Here is a 15974-nt window from a genome sequence, read left to right on the forward strand (position 1 = left end):
GCGTATCGACATCAAAAGCCCGTTTGCGTCAAGCATAGCGCCTTTCGCACGCAGAGCCCTTCGTCCTTGAATTGACGGAATTAGCGTCCCATAAGGACACAGGGCTTGGAATCGCAGAGCAAGAAGACGGGCGAAGATTGATGCCGACACTGTTCCGCTTTGTCGTGACGATGATGATTCTTGCCGGCATTGCCTATGGTACGATGGTGGCGTTGGCGATGTTCGTCGAGCCGAAAAAAGCCGAAATCACCGTGCGCATTCCACCGGAAAAGCTGAACCCTAAGAAAAACTGACCCCAAACTGACCCCTGGAACATGAACAGCGCGGCTCGCATCGAAGCCTTTCTCGAGATGATGAGCGCCGAACGCGGTGCCGCTGCAAACACGCTGTCTTCCTACCGCCGTGATCTCGAAGACGCTTCGCAGCAGATTGCCGGCGGGCTTGCCGCTGCCGCCGCAGCCGACATCCGCGCCTATCTCGACGATATCGCGGCGCGCGGCTTTGCGTCGACGTCGCAGGCGCGCAAACTGTCGGCGATCCGCCAATTCTTCAAGTTTCTCTACGCCGAGGGCTTGCGCGGCGACGACCCGACCGGCACGCTGGACAGTCCGAAAAAGGGCCGGCCGCTGCCCAAGACGATGAGCGAGGCCGATACCGGTCGGCTGCTCGACCGTGCGGCGCTTGAGACAGGCGATGGCGTCAATGGCGACCGGGTGGCGGCACTGCGCCTGCACGCTTTGGTCGAGGTGCTCTATGCCACCGGCCTGCGCGTCTCCGAACTTGTCGGCCTGCCGGTGACCGTCGCCCAGCGCGACGACCGCTTCTTCATGGTGCGCGGCAAGGGCGACAAGGAGCGCATGGTGCCGCTGTCGGCCAAGGCCCGCACGGCGATGCGGGCTTGGCTCACAGCCCGGGCCACGGTGCCGGCTTTCGCCGACAGCCCGTTTCTGTTCCCGGCCGCCGGCGACAGCGGCTTTCTCTCCCGGCAGGTCTTTGCCCGCGACCTCAAAGGCCTTGCCGCGCGGGCCGGCATATCGGCGGCGAAAATTTCGCCGCATGTGCTGCGCCATGCTTTCGCCAGCCATCTCCTGCAGAACGGCGCCGATCTCAGGGCGGTGCAGCAGTTGCTCGGCCACGCCGATATCTCGACCACGCAGATTTACACGCATGTGCTGGAAGAGCGGTTGGTGCGGCTGGTCAACGATCATCATCCGCTTGCCGACTAGGCCTCATATCGCTATGTGAGGGCAACGTGCCCGCGCGGAGCCTACATCTGCGCGATGTTTGCCTTCCGACGCATCGGTCCGCTCAAGAATGTACAATTACCTCGATTTCGAAAAGCCGGTGCAGGACCTTGAACTCAAGATCCTCGAGCTGAAGAAGCTTGCCGAGAATGGCGAGGCGGTCGATGTCGGCGACGAAATCAGCCGGCTCGAGAAGCGCGTGCGCGACGCGCTGCGCGACATCTACAAGGCGCTGACGCCGTGGCAGAAGGTGCAGGTCGCGCGCCACACCGACAGGCCGCATTGCCTCGACTACATCAAGGGTCTGTTCAGCGATTTCACGCCGCTCGCCGGCGACCGCAATTTCGGCGAGGACCAGGCGATCATCGGCGGCTTCGCCCGCTTCCGCGGCGAACCGGTGGCCGTCATCGGCCAGGAAAAGGGCTCCGACACGGCGAGCCGGCTCAAGCACAATTTCGGCTCGGTGCGCCCTGAAGGCTACCGCAAGGCCGTGCGGCTGATGGAACTTGCCGACCGCTTCCAGATTCCACTTCTGACGCTGGTCGACACCGCCGGCGCCTACCCCGGCGTTGGCGCCGAGGAACGCGGCCAGGCTGAAGCCATCGCCCGCTCAACCTCGGCCTGCCTCGGCCTCAAAGTGCCATCGATTTCGGTCGTCATCGGCGAAGGCGGTTCGGGCGGCGCCATTGCGATCGCCACCGCCAACCGCGTCTACATGCTGGAACACGCCATCTATTCGGTGATCTCGCCGGAAGGCGCTGCCTCGATCCTGTGGCGCGACACCACGCGCTCGAAGGATGCGGCGACCAACATGAAGATCACCGCCCAGGACCTTCTGGAAATGAAGATCATCGACGCCATCATTGCCGAGCCGCTCGGCGGCGCCCAGCGCGCGCCCGAAACGGTGATCGCCGCCACCGGCGACCTCATTGCCAAGACGATGAAGGAATTTGCCGGCGCCAACACCGATTTTCGCGAGCAGCGCCGCGAAAAATACCTGGCGATGGGCCGCAGCCTCTGATTTCGGCGGGCAACGCACCGCAATGTGGCGTCAAGGAGCAATTTCGCCATAAAAATGCCGCCGCATTCGGCTCAATAAAAAATCCGTGACACCGGGCGAATTGCCGTGGGGGACGCCGTCCGACGCTTGCGGTAAGGAATTTTCAAGGTTAACGGGCTTAGGGTGTCCGTCAGTGTTCAGCATACCGGACCGGTCGCTATCCGGCCCGTGACGCGAGAAAAAGACATAGCCGTATCCATGTTTACCAAGCTTGCCCGGACCGCACTTCTGATCGCCGCGCTTGGCGTTGCCGGCTGCAACGATTCCTCGATGAAGAATTTTGCGCCGGAAGCCAGCAAGCCGCTGCCGGACAAGATCCTGGCCGACATGAAGGCCAAGGGCATGATCCGCACCTCGTCGGTGATGGCTCGCATCTTCAAGGAAGAAGGCAAGCTCGAAATCTGGAAGGCCAAGACCACCGGCCGCTACGAGATGGTCGCCAGCTACGACATCTGCAAATGGTCGGGCAAGCTCGGCCCGAAATACACCGAGGGCGACCGCCAGGCGCCGGAAGGTTTCTATACGGTCCGCCCGTCGCAGATGAATCCGCGCTCGAACTATCACCTGTCCTTCAACATCGGCTATCCCAACGCCTATGACCGTGCCAATGGCCGCACCGGCGCCAATCTGATGGTGCACGGCGCCTGCTCGTCGTCGGGCTGTTATTCGATGACCGATCCGCAGATCGAGCAGATCTACGCTTTTGGTCGCGATGCCTTCCAGGGCGGCCAGACCGAGTTCCAGATCCAGGCCTTCCCATTCCGCATGACCGCCGCCAACATGGCGCGTTACCGCAACGACCCGAACTATGAGTTCTGGAAGATGCTGAAGGTCGGTTACGACAATTTCGAGATCACCAAGGTGCCGCCGAAAGTCGATGTCTGCGACAAGCGCTATGTCTTCAACCAGGTGGCGCCCGAGGGCACGACATTCGATCCGACCGGCGCCTGCCCGGCGACCACGCAGCCGGATTCGCTGAAGAGCGCACTCAACGCCTATCAAAGCAGCTATGACGCGGCCTTCACCGGCGCGGTCAAAGCCAGCGTGCCGGCGCCCAAGCCGACCATTGCCGGCATCAAGGAAGCCGCCATCGTTTCCGAATGGTCGAAGCGCCGCGCCCGGGGCGAGCGCGTGCCGATCGAACCGCCGTCGCTGAATTCCGACGGCACGCTGACCGAGACGGCGCGCATGGGCCGCATCGATTCGCCCGCCGGCCGCAAGATGGCGGCGCTGGACGCAGAGAAGGAAGCCAAGCGCAAGGCCGAGGAACAGCGGGTTGCTGCCATCGAGGCTGCGAAAGCCGCCAAGGCCCAGGCACTGGCTGAAAAGCAAGCCGCAAAGGCCCAAGCGCTGGCCGAAAAGGAAGCAGCCAAGCAGGCCCCCCAGCAGCCGGTCGCCACTGCGAGCGTCGAGGCGGTGCCTGCAGAACCGCCGGCGGACGAAAGCCGGATGTCGAAGATCAAGAACAAGCTGCTAGGCATGTTCGGCGGCTGAGGTTTTTCGCCTTGCCGATGCATGTCGCCCAAAAGTGCGCAGCGGTTTTGGGACAAAGACATGCATGAAGACAAACAAACAAATCACACCGCGATCTATGACCTCAAGGGCCTGAACTGCCCCCTGCCCGTTCTCAAGGCGAAAAAACGCCTGGCGGCAATGCAGCCGGGCAGCCGGCTTTGGCTGGAGACCACCGACCCGCTGGCGGTCATCGACATCCCCGCCTTTTGCGCCGACGCTGGCCACCAGCTTGTTGAAACATCAGCCGTCAGCGGCGGCCACCGCTTCCTGGTCGAACGCGGCGCATAGCGAGCCTGACAATCAGCCCCCGGCTATCGCCAGCGGATTGCTCTCCAGCGCCGCGCGATCCGGCGTGTCGATCGACGGCCGGTTGGTGAAGGCGGAAAACAGCCGGCGCACATAATCTTCCGGCATATCGAGCGTGATCAGCACCAGCCTGGTGCCGCGTTGGCCGTCCGGCCAGGCCAGCAGCCGCGCCGGCGGATGCAGGATCTTCTGCACCCCGTGGACGACAAGCGGCCGCGACGGGTCCTCCGCAAGCTCGATGACGCCCTTCATCCGCAAAAGCTTGTCGCCATGCGCAGAACGCAGCAGGTCGAGGAACATCTCGATCGCCGAAAACGGCACCGGGCCGTCATGGACCAGCGAGTAGGAGCGCACGCGGGAATCGTGGCGGTGGTGGTGCTCATGCTCGCCGTGGTCATGATCATGATGATGGTGGTGTTCATGGGCGGCTTCTTCGCCGAGCCAGCGCCGGACATCGGCGGATTTGGTCGCCGGATTGTAGAGGCCGCAATCGAACAGCGCCGTGACGCCGGTTCGGCCGTCGCCGGCGCCCAGCACCACGGCGCCTGGATTGAGCTGATGGAGTCGCGTTCGCAAAGCATCGACGTCGCCGGGATCGCTGGCCAGATCGACCTTGGTCAGCACGATGCGATCGGCGACCGCCACCTGCTTGACCGCCTCGACATGGCCGTCGAGCGTCGCATTGCCGTTGACCGCGTCGACCAGCGTGATGACGCCATCAAGTCGGAAGGCCTGCACAAGGGCGGGATGCGCCATGATCGACTGCAGCACCGGCGCCGGATCGGCGAGCCCGGTGGTTTCGACGACGACGCGGGCGAGGCGGGCGATACGGCCCGTCTGCAGCCGGTCGACGAGGTCAGCCAGCGTGTCGACCAGTTCGCCGCGCACCGTGCAGCATAGACACCCGTCGGACAGCTGGATGATGCCGTCCGAGGCCTGCTCGACCAGAAGGTGGTCGATCGCCACCTCACCGAATTCGTTGATGATGACGGCCGTGTCGACCAGTGCCGGATCTTTGAGCAGCCGGTTGAGCAATGTCGTCTTGCCGGCGCCGAGGAAGCCGGTGACCACCGTGACGGGTATCGGAAAGCCAGCCATCGCCTAGTTCGCGGCTTTGACCAGCTGGTCGCCCTGCACTGCGGTTGCCTGGCCCACCACGGCCGGTTCGGCGCCCTTTGGCGCCGGAATGTCTGGCCGCCAGCTCGGCAGCGGCACATCGGCGTATTCCTGGCCGCCCTGGTCGAGCATCGCCTTCGGCGCCGGCCCGGTGGCGCCGCCGAGGCCGACGGCAACCAGCGTCGGCACGTGGTCGAGCTTTTCCTGATAGGGCGATTTCGGCACGTCGGCACCCTTCGCGGCCACCGGCGGAGCCGCCTCGGACTGCTCGTGCGGCGCCTTCTTCCTGCAGATCTCATCATGCATGTCGTTGGGTGACATTGTATCGCCATAGGAAGGCATGGCCGCGACCGTGAGCCAGTTCGGGTCGGGCGTGGCAAAGCCCTGGTCGAGCAGCCTGGCGGCGGTCTCGGCACGGCTGATCGCCGATTTTTCGCCGAGCACGACCGCGACCAGCGTGCGGCCATTGCGTGTCGCCGAGCCGATCATGTTGAAGCCCGAGGGACAGACGAACCCGGTTTTCATGCCGTCGGCGCCGGGATAGCGCCCGATCAAGAGATTGTAGTTGGAGATCGCCTTCTTGCCGACGGCAAGGCCTTCGATCGAGAACCAGGGGGCGTATTGCGGGAATTCCTTGCGGATCGCCATCACCAGCAGGGCAAGATCGCGCGCCGTCGTATACTGCTCCGGCGAAAACAGTCCGTTCGGATTGACGAAATGCGTTCCGGTCATGCCTAGCCGCGCCGCCTCCGCATTCATGCGAACGGCGAATCCGGCCTGCGAGCCGCCTATGTTTTCGCCGATGGCCATGGCGATATCGTTGGCCGATTTGACCAGCATCATCTTCAACGCATTGTCGAGCCGCATCACCGAGCCCGGCTTGAAGCCCATCTTGCTCGGCGGTTCGCCCGCCGAATGCTTGGTCACCTTGATCGGTGAATCGAGCTGGACCTCGCCGGCGGCAATCGCCCGGAAGGTGACATAGGCGGTCATCAGCTTGCTCAGCGAAGCGGGATACCAGCGCTTGAATGCGTCCTGGTGCTGCAGAACCTTGCCGCTGTTGAGGTCGAACAGGATCACCGGATTGGCCAAAGCTGGCCCAGCCAGCATGGGTAGCGCCAAGCCGCCCGTTAGCAGTAATTTGAGGATATGGCTGTGCCGCATCATGGAATCCGAAATCGCCTCTTGCCGTAGTCGCCCCTGGCTCCGTAAGATTTCGTTACGCGATGGCCAGCATGACCTGATCCGGCCCTCAATTTCCGGATCACATTGTCTGGGGTGCTATTTACCCTATGTGACGCCAAGATGGCAAAGTGCCAAGATGGCAACAAGCATGGCAATCACAATTGCAATCAAGCAGGCCAGATCGTCTGCTCCAACAGCGAGATGGAACCATTATGCCGATTCTCAACCGCGCCGCCGAGATGCAGGATGAAGTTGCCGGCTGGCGACGCCATCTGCACCAGACGCCAGAACTGAATTTCGATGTCTTCAAGACCGCCGCCTTCGTCACCGAGAAGCTGAAGGAATTCGGCTGCGACGACGTGGTGACGGGCCTCGGCAAGACCGGCGTCGTCGGCATCATCCATGGCCGCAAGGGGCAAGGCGCGACCATCGGCTTGCGCGCTGACATGGACGCGCTGCCGATCAACGAGATCACCGGCAAGCCCTATGCCTCGACCATTCCCGGCAAAATGCATGCCTGCGGCCATGACGGCCATACGGCGATGCTTTTGGGCGCCGCCAAATATCTGACCGAAACGCGCAATTTCGCCGGCTTGGTCGCGGTCATCTTCCAGCCGGCGGAAGAGGGCGGCGGCGGCGGCAACGAGATGGTCAAGGACGGCATGATGGAGCGTTTCGACATTTCGCGCGTCTTTGGCATGCACAACATGCCGGGCCTGCCGGTGGGCCAGTTCGCCATCCGGCCGGGCCCGATCATGGCGGCGACCGCCGAGTTCACCATCACCGTGAAGGGCCGCGGCGGCCATGCGGCGATGCCGCACGGCACGATCGACCCGATCGTCATCACCAGCCAGTTGGTCGGCGCCCTTCAGACGGTCGCTTCGCGCAGCACCGATCCGGTCGAGGCGGTGGTGGTTTCGGTGACGAAGTTCCACGCCGGCGACGCCTACAACGTCATTCCCGAGACCGCCGAGATTGCCGGCACGGTGCGCACACTGAAGAAAGAGATCGCCAAGAAGTCGGAAGAGCGCATCCGCACCATCTGCGAAGGAATAGCCACCGCCTTCGGCGCGACGATCACTGTCGACTATGACGCCAACTATCCCGTGACCTTCAATCATCCGGAAGAAACGGTCTTTGCCGGCGATGTCGCGGCACATGTCGCCGGCGACACCCAGGTCCACCGCGCCATCCAGCCGGTGATGGGCGGCGAAGACTTCTCCTACATGCTGGAAGCCCGACCTGGCGCCTTCATCTTCATCGGCAATGGCGAGACCGCCGGCCTCCATCATCCGGCCTACGACTTCAACGACGAAGTCATACCGCACGGCATGAGCTACTGGGTGAAACTGGCCGAAACGGCGCTGGCAGCCTGACCTGCCCCGACGAAAGGCCGGCCGATTAGCCTTCGGCCGGCCTCTTCATTGCCTTCGGCGAGCCTCTTGGCGAAACGATCGGAAGCGGCTATGTGTCGGGCCGCGTGGTCCCGTAGCTCAGTAGGATAGAGCGGCAGATTCCTAATCTGTAGGTCACAGGTTCGATTCCTGTCGGGATCACCAGCAAGATCAAAGGCTTGGTGACTGAGATAGCCTGTCGGCATGTTGCAGCACTGATGGACTGGTTTTCGGTGATTTTCACGGACGCGACCAAGCAAGCAGCCTGACTTTAGTTCCATAGAAAAAGTCCATCCCTGAGGTCTCAGGAGCGAGCTTTAAGCATCTACAGCCGCGAAGAGAATCGACCTCTTGCAAGTACAATTTCAGATCGAGCGATGGTTCCCAGTCGATCCGTTACGGTCTGAGTTCGGCGCCGCCAACTCAACGAAGCCGGCCGTATCCTAGCTAGCAACCAGGGGCACCGTGACGGTCGTGGCGTAATTTATCGGATACTGGTCGAAATACGGGAAAGCGATGACGAAGGCATAGCTGGCGGTCAGATGCGCCATCTTGAAACCGCCGCTGGCAGGGTCGGTCGCGATCGTCACAATGACGTTCTTCAGACCCAGGTTCACCAATTTCTGCGTGGCGATGGCCTGGATGTCGCTCTGCGAAAGCGTGTTGTTCAGCTGCAGCGCCCGGGAAGAGGTTTCCAGTGTATAGCGGACGGTCGACACGGCATTCATGGCCCAGCCGAAGGCGAAGATTCCGAACAAAAGCATCACCAGGAAAGGCGCGATCAAGGCGAATTCCAGCCCGGCTGCGCCGGAGCAGTCACGGCGCCACCTGGATCCGATCCTTTCAGCGGACACGGATCACCTGCTGATGACTGATCGCGCGCGGGTCCGGGAAGACACCGAAGTTAAACGGGGGCACCCAGGTGCCCGTCGCCGTTATCTGGACGAAGACGGTCGGCAGCTTCGTTCCGCCGCAAATGGTGGTCGCATCCACGACCGTGGCGCCGCACAAATAGGAGCGGACCAGTACGACCGCGGCGTCCTCGGGCTTGTCGTTCCAGCTCGAAAGCGCGACCGCCTGCGTTCCGGTGTCATTGGACGCGCCGGCCATTACGAGATTGGCCGCGGTTTTGACGCCCGCGCGCATCTGCAGGTAACTCGTTACGTAGGACCAGCCGTCGGCGATGCCGAGGCAGACGAGGCACAGGATGGGCAGCAACATGGAAAACTCGACGGCAGCTATCCCGGATTTGTCCAGGACAATGCGCAAGGTCCGCCCACCCATCCCGCTACTCGACGAGCTGAACGGATTGCGTCGCCGGAATGTTCTTCATCCCGAGGCTGGTGCAGTCCTGCTTGATGGTCGTACTGCCGGACCACTGGATGGTGTCGGCGACGACCTGAGTGCAGCCGCCGTTCCCCGAGAAGTTGCCAAGGTAGTTGACCTGCTGCCTGGGGAAATAGATGGCGCCGGTCAAAAGCGAGTCCGCTGTGCCGTTGAAGGTGCTCTGTGCCGCAGTCCCGGTCCTGTCGCCGTAGAACAGCACGCCGGAATAGGCTCCGGAGGTAGGCGCGCTCAGCGTCACCTTGGCGTTGCCGTTCATGCTGACGGTGTTGCTGCCTGCCATGAAGATGGTTACCCCGCTGCCGGCGACGACCGCGTTGGCGTTGACCTTCATACCGCCCTGCACGACGTAGACGCCGGGCTGCAGGGTGACGTTGCCGCTGAGGCTCATGCCGCTGCAGTAGGTGCCAGGCTGGAGTGTTTGCGACGTCTTGTTGCCATTGACATTCTTGCAAGGGTTGCCGGCTGTCGGCGTCGCCAAGCCGGAGAAAGGATCGGCTGCCGGCAAGGCTCGGGTGATGTTGGACTTGCAGACTGTGGTCGCTGGATTGTTCAGCACCATGCCGCCGACCGTGATCAGGCAGTCGGCCTTGAGCACCGCCGAGCCCTGCGTCTTTATGGCGTCCGAGGCAATCGAGTCCGACATGACCGAACAGCCGGTGAGGTTGACGGTGGTGTTGCCGGAAAAGAGCGCAGCCTGGGAGGCCGACGGACTGAGCGCCAGCACGCAAGCTTTGGAGGCGTCATTGATCAGCGCCACCGCCCTTGCCTGTTCGGCAACGGGCGCCTGGTTGAAAATCGCCGTGAAGTAGCGGTCGAGATTCTGCTTGACGATGACCTCCACTGCCTTCTTAGCGGTGTTCGGGCCGGACAATGGCGGCGTGTTGACCTGGATCGTGCCCGGCGTGGCAAAATTGTTCGAGGTCGCGGACTGCGTGGCGGCGGCGATGATGGTCGGGTTATCGGAACCCGCGACTTTCTCGAGCGCGCCGGCATAGGCCGCGGCATCGGCAACGGCCTGCAGCTTGAGGCTGCTGTAATACCAGAAGGATGTCTCCACACCGAGGCCGGCGCCGCCAACCACGACCGGCAAGGTGAAGGCAACGATGACGGCAACGTTACCGTTCGTGGCGCGCCTTAGGCGGCTCAAAGCAAACCAAATCCGGGTGAACGCGTTGGATGCCATATGTATTAGAAACCACGAATAGATAAACGAATGTCTAAAAACTCCATTCCGATTCGACGTAGTCGAACGGGCTAGCTAGGCGCAAGTTGCAGCGACCGCGCAACATCCTGTCGGAGGTTCCGCCCCAATCGACGAATGCGAAATATGCCGCTATCCCGAACTTTGTTGTCGACCAAGTGACATTTAAATGCCCCCTCTGCGAAGAAGCTATCGAGAAGACAGGGGACACCGCGCTGCCGGTACGGGGAAAGATCGGCTCACGCCGCCTCAGGAACTTTGTGCAATCCGTCCGGGGCTGGCTCTGAGGGCCACACACGCCCGAAACCAACTACTCCAGCCACAATCAGTCCGTGAGGCGCCCACGAAACAACGTGGTGCCGTCGGTCAGCTGCGACCTGGAGATATCCCGGAACCCAGCTTCGGCCATCCACCCGCGATACTGACCTTCCGTGTACGATTCGCCTGCGCGGTAAAGGTTCAGGAAGGTGAGATTGAGAAAGACACCCTCAGGCGGGCCGAGACGGTCGTCATCGACGACACCCCACCCCGCAATTGCGATCTCGCCTCCTTGGGTGAGGCAACGCGCCGCGTTCAGGATCGAACTGCGCGCCTGGTCCGGCGGCAGGACCTGGACGACAGCCTTCAGGATTGCCAAGTCATGCCGGCCGGTCGATGGCGCGACCGTTATGTCGCCTTCTTCGACAACCACATCGCCGGCACCGTATTCCGACAGGATCGCTGGTGCGACCGCCGCGACCGTCGGGAGTTCCATCAAAGTCGCCGCAATATGCGGCCATCGCTCGCGAAGACCGACCAGAATGGTCCCGGCGCCGCCGCCGATGTCGATCACCGAACTGACCGCCGAGAAGTCCAGTTCACGGGCGAGATTTCGGCCGAAAATCACCCCTCCCGGTGCGAGCATGCGGCTGAAGGCCGCTGCGGATTCTGGCCCCGCTTCGGAAAAGTCGTGCAGCGCGGCCGGCCGATTCTGCCGCAGCGACTCTGCGGTCAAAAGGTCGGCTCCCCAGAGTTCGCGCAGCAGCACATGATCGCCGCCGCGATAAGTCGGCTTGGACGCGTCGAGGAACTCCGACGCTTCGGCTCCGTTGCGAAACTGACCATCCTCGACGTCGAGGAGACCGATGCTGGCGAGCGCGTAGAGGAACCGCGACAGACGAGCGGGCTCGACTTTGAGCGCTGCCCCAAGGCTGTCGGCAGTCGCAGCATCGCCGCCGAGCCAGGTGAAGATGCCAAGGTCCAGCCCGGCACGAAGCGCCAAGGCGGGGGGCACCCCTGCGATCAGCTTGTCGATCCGATCGGAATCCACCATGTCATATCCCGTTGTGCGATCCAGGATCGACTTTGAACAGCTCGGCCAACCTCGTCAAATCAGTTCGCCAGCGCGCCGCTCTCCGCGTCGAGCAGGTTCAGCTTGGCGGTATCGGGTTCGACGTAAAGCGTATCTCCGGGGCCAGCGCTGATCCTACCAGCGCCCGCGACCGTTGTGCGCCGGCCCGGCATACCTCAAAAATCCGGCTGTGATAATGGCTGGTCGCGCCTTCGGACGCTACGCAGGCAAGGCCAGCAGCGCCAGTCCGGCCAGCGCCGAGCCGGCCAATGTCGGCAGCATGCCGATCCTCAGTTTCAGCATGGCGACCATGGCGGCCGCCGCCAGCAGCGCGGCGCGCCAATCCAGCGACGACAGCACCGGTAGCTCCATCCCAAGACCAAAACGGTGCACCGCGCCGAAGACGACATGCAGTGCGAACCACAGCGCAAGGTTCATCACCACGCCGACCACAGCCGCCGTGATCGCACTCAGCGCCGCCGACAGCGCCTTGTTGCCGCGCAGCGCCTCGATGTAGGGGGCACCCAGAAAGATCCAGAAGAAGCACGGCACGAACGTCACCCAGAGCGTCAGCAATGCGCCGAGCGATCCGGCCACAAGCGGTCCCATCGCACCGGCGTGACGATAGGCGGCGACGAAGCCGACGAACTGCAGCACCAGGATCAATGGTCCCGGCGTCGTCTCGGCCAGACCAAGCCCATCGACCATTTCACCCGGCGCCAGCCAGCCGAACGAGGTCACCGCTGCCTGCGCGACATAGGAGAGCGCAGCGTAGGCGCCGCCGAATGTGACCACCGCCATCAGGCTGAAGAAGCCGCCAAGCTGTGCCCAAACACTGGCAGGGCCGGTCAGCGCCAGGATCAGTACGACCGGCCCGAGCCAGATCGGCAGCCAGATCGCGATGGTGCGCGGCGCGTGCCATTTCGTCGGCTTGGTGTGAGCGAGGTCGCCGCGTTCGAACATGACGTCGACGGCGCCCCTGACATCGGGCAAATTGTCCTTGCCGCGTGCGGCTCCGGAAAAACGCGCCGGTGCCAGGCGGTTGCCGATCCAGCCGGTCAGCCCTGCAACCAGGATGATCAGCGGAAACGGCAGCCTGATGACATAGATGGCAAGGAACGCGGCCACCGCGATCGCCATCATCACCCGGTTCTTGAGCGCCCGTTTGCCGATGCGGAGGACCGCCTCGACGACGACGGCCAGCACCGCCGCCTTGATGCCGAAAAACAGCGCCTCGATGACGGGCGCATCATTGTAAAGCACGTAGAAGATGCTGAGGCCCAGCATGACAAACGCACCGGGCAGCACGAACAGGATGCCGGCAACGAGGCCGCCGGCGGTCCGGTGCAGCAGCCAGCCGATATAGATGGCGAGCTGCTGTGCCTCGGGGCCTGGCAGAAGCATGCAGTAGTTGAGCGCATGCAGGAACCGCTGCTCGCCGATCCAGCGGCGATCCTCGACCAATTCCTTGTGCATCAGCGCGATCTGTCCGGCCGGCCCGCCGAAGGAGAGCAGGCCGATCCTTGCCCACAGTTTCGCGGCTTGGCGGAAGGTCGGGACGATCGGAGCCTCGGTAGCCTGTGCATCGTCGTCCGCGGCGAGGGCGCTCATGGCGCTTTGCCCGCGCTGGGCCAATTGTGGGTTTCGTCAGTGGCATCGCGGCACCATCTGAAGAACGCATCGTAGAGCAGCATGCCGGCATCAAGCTGTTCGAGATCGTCGCGGAACATGCGCGACAGCCCGAGCGATGCAGCGAGGAACCCGGCCGCCTGCGGTACGAGATCGAGGCGCGCCGTATCGGCTGCACGCACGATCAGCGCAAGGCGATCGAGCGCTTCGGACCGCAACCCGAACTCTTCGATCATCGTGTCGAAGGTGCAGCGCTCGCCGCGATGGCTCCAGAACACGTCGTCGATGTCGAAGGCAACCGCCCCAAACCGATCGGCGGCCGCCAGCACTTCAGACGGCTCGACAAACAGGAACACCGCCGAGGGATCGACGAAGCGGCGGATCAGCCAAGGACAGGCGATGCGGTCGACCTTGGGGCGGGCACGCGTCACCCAGACCGTGCGGCCCTTGTCGTCGCGGGGCGGTATCTTGTCGGCCTTGACCAGAAGTCCCTTGGCCGCCTGCCACGCCTCGAAGCCGCCTTCAAGGGATTCGGCAGCAATGCCCTCATGGCGCAGCCACGCGGCAACGCCTTGCGAGAGCTTCAGCCCCTTCTGGCAGATGACGACAGCATGAGCCCCCGTGAACTCGGCCGCCCAGCTCGAAACAGACTTGAAGTCGCGCCGGCACGAGGCCGGAAGCAGCCGCGGATCGACGTCGTAGTCTTCGTCGATGCGGACATCGACAAGAACAGGCGCGTCGGACAGACCGACAAGGCGGGAAAGCTGCGCTACGGTGATTGCGGTTGTTGACGGCATGGCGTCCACCTCCAGAGTGAGAGTTTGGACGCGATCATTGGGCTGACGCCTCACGGGGTCGTCGCGAAGGAACCCCTTGCCACAATGCTGGATTGATCTTTCGTCTTTGTCAAGGAAAGAGCGGCGCCGGGGGAGCGCGCCTACTGCGCCGTCCAGCCGCCATCCATCGGCAAAGTCGTGCCGGTAATCTGCCTGGCCGAGTCCGAGCACAGAAACAGCGTCAGCGCGGCGAGCTCCTCCACGGTGACGAATTGCTTCGTCGGCTGTGCCGCCAGGAGCACGTCGCGCTTGACCTGTTCCTCGGTCATGCCGCGCGCCTTCATCGTGTCGGGGATCTGCTTTTCGACCAGTGACGTCCAGACATAGCCGGGCGCGATGGCGTTTACGGTGATGCCGTCCTGCGCGACTTCCAGCGCTACCGTCTTGGTCAGACCCGCTATGCCGTGCTTGGCCGAGACGTAAGCCGACTTGAACGGCGAGGCGACCAGTGCATGCGCCGACGCGGTGTTGATGATGCGGCCCCATTTGCGCGCCTTCATGCCGGGCACCACGGCCTTGATCGCGTAAAAGGCGGCAAGCAGATTGATGCGGATGATGGCTTCCCACTTGTCGTCGGGAAACTCCTCGATTGGCGCGACATGCTGTATCCCGGCATTGTTGACCAGAATGTCGAGGCTGCCCAAGGCCTGCTCGGCTTCGCGCACCATGGCGGTCACCGCTGCGCCGTCCATCATGTTGGCGCCGGAGTAGCGGCACTGGACGCCAAAATCCTTCTCGATGCCGGCGCGCTCCTGTTCGATCGCCGCGGCTTCGCCAAGGCCGTTGATCGTGACGTTGGCGCCCTCGGCGGCAAGGGCGCGGGCAATGGCCAGGCCAATGCCGCTGGTCGATCCGGTGACGAGCGCATTCTTCGAAGAAAGGGAACCCATGGAGATCTCGCGACTGTTAGGAGGACTACAAAGGCACATAGTTTGTGCGCCGCAACATGACAATGCCATAACCATATGTCGGCGCCATCACAGCCCTAAAACGCGCTTTGCCGGCCTCGCCGAGCGCCGTCTCAAGGCTGACACGGCAGTGTTATGGTGCGGCGCAACATAGTCGGCCGCGCATTCGCGCAGTCATTCCTGAACCATCGATCCAACGAATCAGGGGGCTGTAGCTTGAAATCGCCGATGTCGTGATGCGTGCCTATGCCATGCCGCTCACCAACCGTCCTTTCCGCCCGGCCCGTATCGCTTCTTCGATCCGACGCCCTGAGCTATCCTGCAATCTCCAGCAGGGCCGATACCAGCAAGTGGCGTTCGTCGGCGGACAGCACGTCGGAATCGAAGAGGTTCATGCTGCGCAGCCCTTCGATGGCCAGAAAGCAGACCAGCAGCGTCTTGAGGTCCGGCGTCTCGCTCTTCAGCCGCTGCAGCAGCTGCGACTTGAAGGCTTTTATCGGCGTCAGGAAATCCGGATCCTCGGCGATCGCCGAGAATATCCACGAAGCCGTCGGCTTCGGCTCCTCGCAATCATCCGCCGAGAGCCGGATATAGGTGGCGAGCAGGCTCTCGCCGCTGGCGCCGGCGACACGGCCCGATTCCAGCGCCAGCTCGAACGCGCGCAGGTAATTCTCCACCAGGCCCTGCATCAGTTTGGCCTTGGTCGGAAAGTTATATAACAGGCCGCCTTTCGACACGCCGGCGCGGCTGGCGACGGCGTCAAGCGACAGGCTGCCGGGACCGGCCTCGCGTGCGACATCGGCGGCGGCGGCGAGTATCTTGTCGCGCGAATTTGCCCTTTGGGTCTTCATCGATCCCTTCCCCCGCACCAGCCTAGGCGGAATTGACAAGACCGTCCAGACG

The 15974-nt window shown here is 62.9% G+C and carries 16 protein-coding genes and 1 tRNA gene; 7 read left to right on the forward strand and 10 right to left on the reverse strand.

Going from position 1 to position 15974, the window contains the following annotated elements; genetic code table 11:
• The first annotated feature begins 140 nt into the window (after positions 1 to 140).
• The 5 genes from NKH22_RS20780 to NKH22_RS20800 all read left to right on the forward strand — a co-directional run bounded on the left by NKH22_RS20780 (position 141) and on the right by NKH22_RS20800 (position 4107).
• Positions 141 to 293 carry a hypothetical protein gene (locus tag NKH22_RS20780; protein WP_023670666.1) on the forward strand — a complete coding sequence of 51 codons (153 nt, stop codon included), beginning with the start codon at positions 141 to 143 and terminating at the stop codon, positions 291 to 293.
• A gap of 21 nt (positions 294 to 314) precedes the next feature.
• On the forward strand, positions 315 to 1226 hold the full coding sequence (locus NKH22_RS20785) for a site-specific tyrosine recombinase XerD (RefSeq protein WP_286489141.1): 912 nt from the start codon (positions 315 to 317) through the stop codon (positions 1224 to 1226).
• 88 nt (positions 1227 to 1314) lie between these two features.
• A complete protein-coding gene (locus tag NKH22_RS20790) occupies positions 1315 to 2265 on the forward strand; it encodes an acetyl-CoA carboxylase carboxyltransferase subunit alpha (RefSeq protein WP_023670665.1) in 951 nt (316 codons plus the stop codon).
• Positions 2266 to 2502: 237 nt separating this feature from the next.
• On the forward strand, positions 2503 to 3798 hold the full coding sequence (locus NKH22_RS20795) for a L,D-transpeptidase family protein (protein ID WP_023694055.1): 1296 nt from the start codon (positions 2503 to 2505) through the stop codon (positions 3796 to 3798).
• 60 nt (positions 3799 to 3858) lie between these two features.
• A complete protein-coding gene (locus NKH22_RS20800) occupies positions 3859 to 4107 on the forward strand; it encodes a sulfurtransferase TusA family protein (protein ID WP_027050749.1) in 249 nt (82 codons plus the stop codon).
• Positions 4108 to 4119: 12 nt separating this feature from the next.
• On the opposite strand, the gene NKH22_RS20805 is transcribed toward NKH22_RS20800, so the two are convergent.
• Entirely contained in the window at positions 4120 to 5223 is a 1104-nt protein-coding gene (locus tag NKH22_RS20805; protein ID WP_023694056.1) for a CobW family GTP-binding protein, read from the reverse strand.
• Positions 5224 to 5226: 3 nt separating this feature from the next.
• Positions 5227 to 6405 (reverse strand): D-alanyl-D-alanine carboxypeptidase family protein, encoded by a 1179-nt coding sequence (locus NKH22_RS20810; RefSeq protein ID WP_023694057.1) that lies wholly within the window; start codon positions 6403 to 6405, stop codon positions 5227 to 5229.
• 233 nt (positions 6406 to 6638) lie between these two features.
• On the opposite strand from NKH22_RS20810, the gene NKH22_RS20815 reads away from it, so the two are divergent.
• Positions 6639 to 7802, forward strand: coding sequence for a M20 aminoacylase family protein (locus NKH22_RS20815; RefSeq protein WP_352910792.1), 1164 nt, complete (start codon positions 6639 to 6641; stop codon positions 7800 to 7802).
• A 106-nt stretch (positions 7803 to 7908) separates the two neighbouring features.
• Positions 7909 to 7985, forward strand: a tRNA-Arg gene (locus NKH22_RS20820).
• A gap of 278 nt (positions 7986 to 8263) precedes the next feature.
• On the opposite strand, the gene NKH22_RS20825 is transcribed toward NKH22_RS20820, so the two are convergent.
• The 8 genes from NKH22_RS20825 to NKH22_RS20860 form a co-directional block, all read right to left on the reverse strand.
• Complete coding sequence (locus NKH22_RS20825) at positions 8264 to 8674, reverse strand: TadE/TadG family type IV pilus assembly protein (RefSeq protein ID WP_023708223.1); 411 nt, start codon at positions 8672 to 8674, stop codon at positions 8264 to 8266.
• Positions 8664 to 9089 (reverse strand): TadE/TadG family type IV pilus assembly protein, encoded by a 426-nt coding sequence (locus tag NKH22_RS20830; RefSeq protein WP_245260130.1) that lies wholly within the window; start codon positions 9087 to 9089, stop codon positions 8664 to 8666. Before NKH22_RS20830 ends, NKH22_RS20825 begins: the two co-directional genes overlap by 11 nt.
• A 19-nt stretch (positions 9090 to 9108) precedes the next feature.
• On the reverse strand, positions 9109 to 10314 hold the full coding sequence (locus NKH22_RS20835; protein WP_348529196.1) for a pilus assembly protein TadG-related protein: 1206 nt from the start codon (positions 10312 to 10314) through the stop codon (positions 9109 to 9111).
• A 379-nt stretch (positions 10315 to 10693) separates the two neighbouring features.
• Positions 10694 to 11680: a methyltransferase gene (locus tag NKH22_RS20840; protein WP_023696403.1), complete on the reverse strand. Its 987-nt coding sequence runs from the start codon at positions 11678 to 11680 to the stop codon at positions 10694 to 10696.
• A 237-nt stretch (positions 11681 to 11917) separates the two neighbouring features.
• On the reverse strand, positions 11918 to 13309 hold the full coding sequence (gene chrA, locus NKH22_RS20845; protein WP_023683940.1) for a chromate efflux transporter: 1392 nt from the start codon (positions 13307 to 13309) through the stop codon (positions 11918 to 11920).
• Positions 13306 to 14124 (reverse strand): chromate resistance protein ChrB domain-containing protein, encoded by an 819-nt coding sequence (locus tag NKH22_RS20850; protein WP_023683941.1) that lies wholly within the window; start codon positions 14122 to 14124, stop codon positions 13306 to 13308. The genes chrA and NKH22_RS20850 overlap by 4 nt, the downstream gene beginning before the upstream one ends.
• Positions 14125 to 14264: 140 nt before the next feature.
• Positions 14265 to 15053 carry a 3-hydroxybutyrate dehydrogenase gene (locus NKH22_RS20855; RefSeq protein WP_023683942.1) on the reverse strand — a complete coding sequence of 263 codons (789 nt, stop codon included), beginning with the start codon at positions 15051 to 15053 and terminating at the stop codon, positions 14265 to 14267.
• Between the two features lie 332 nt (positions 15054 to 15385).
• The gene (locus NKH22_RS20860) at positions 15386 to 15922 is read right to left on the reverse strand and encodes a TetR/AcrR family transcriptional regulator (protein WP_023683943.1); all 537 of its coding nucleotides are present in this window, start codon (positions 15920 to 15922) and stop codon (positions 15386 to 15388) included.
• Between the last annotated feature and the right edge of the window lie 52 nt (positions 15923 to 15974).

The organism is Mesorhizobium sp. M1252, from assembly GCF_040318265.1.
GTDB lineage: Bacteria > Pseudomonadota > Alphaproteobacteria > Rhizobiales > Rhizobiaceae > Mesorhizobium.

Bases quoted from the DNA above. Each gene is read 5' to 3' on its own strand.
- NKH22_RS20780 (WP_023670666.1), top strand. From the start codon at position 141: ATGCCGACACTGTTCCGCTTTGTCGTGACGATGATGATTCTTGCCGGC.
- NKH22_RS20785 (WP_286489141.1), top strand. From the start codon at position 315: ATGAACAGCGCGGCTCGCATCGAAGCCTTTCTCGAGATGATGAGCGCC.
- NKH22_RS20790 (WP_023670665.1), top strand. From the start codon at position 1,315: ATGTACAATTACCTCGATTTCGAAAAGCCGGTGCAGGACCTTGAACTC.
- NKH22_RS20795 (WP_023694055.1), top strand. From the start codon at position 2,503: ATGTTTACCAAGCTTGCCCGGACCGCACTTCTGATCGCCGCGCTTGGC.
- NKH22_RS20800 (WP_027050749.1), top strand. From the start codon at position 3,859: ATGCATGAAGACAAACAAACAAATCACACCGCGATCTATGACCTCAAG.
- NKH22_RS20805 (WP_023694056.1), bottom strand. From the start codon at position 5,223: ATGGCTGGCTTTCCGATACCCGTCACGGTGGTCACCGGCTTCCTCGGC.
- NKH22_RS20810 (WP_023694057.1), bottom strand. From the start codon at position 6,405: ATGCGGCACAGCCATATCCTCAAATTACTGCTAACGGGCGGCTTGGCG.
- NKH22_RS20815 (WP_352910792.1), top strand. From the start codon at position 6,639: ATGCCGATTCTCAACCGCGCCGCCGAGATGCAGGATGAAGTTGCCGGC.
- NKH22_RS20840 (WP_023696403.1), bottom strand. From the start codon at position 11,680: ATGGTGGATTCCGATCGGATCGACAAGCTGATCGCAGGGGTGCCCCCC.
- chrA (WP_023683940.1), bottom strand. From the start codon at position 13,309: ATGAGCGCCCTCGCCGCGGACGACGATGCACAGGCTACCGAGGCTCCG.
- NKH22_RS20850 (WP_023683941.1), bottom strand. From the start codon at position 14,124: ATGCCGTCAACAACCGCAATCACCGTAGCGCAGCTTTCCCGCCTTGTC.
- NKH22_RS20855 (WP_023683942.1), bottom strand. From the start codon at position 15,053: ATGGGTTCCCTTTCTTCGAAGAATGCGCTCGTCACCGGATCGACCAGC.
- NKH22_RS20860 (WP_023683943.1), bottom strand. From the start codon at position 15,922: ATGAAGACCCAAAGGGCAAATTCGCGCGACAAGATACTCGCCGCCGCC.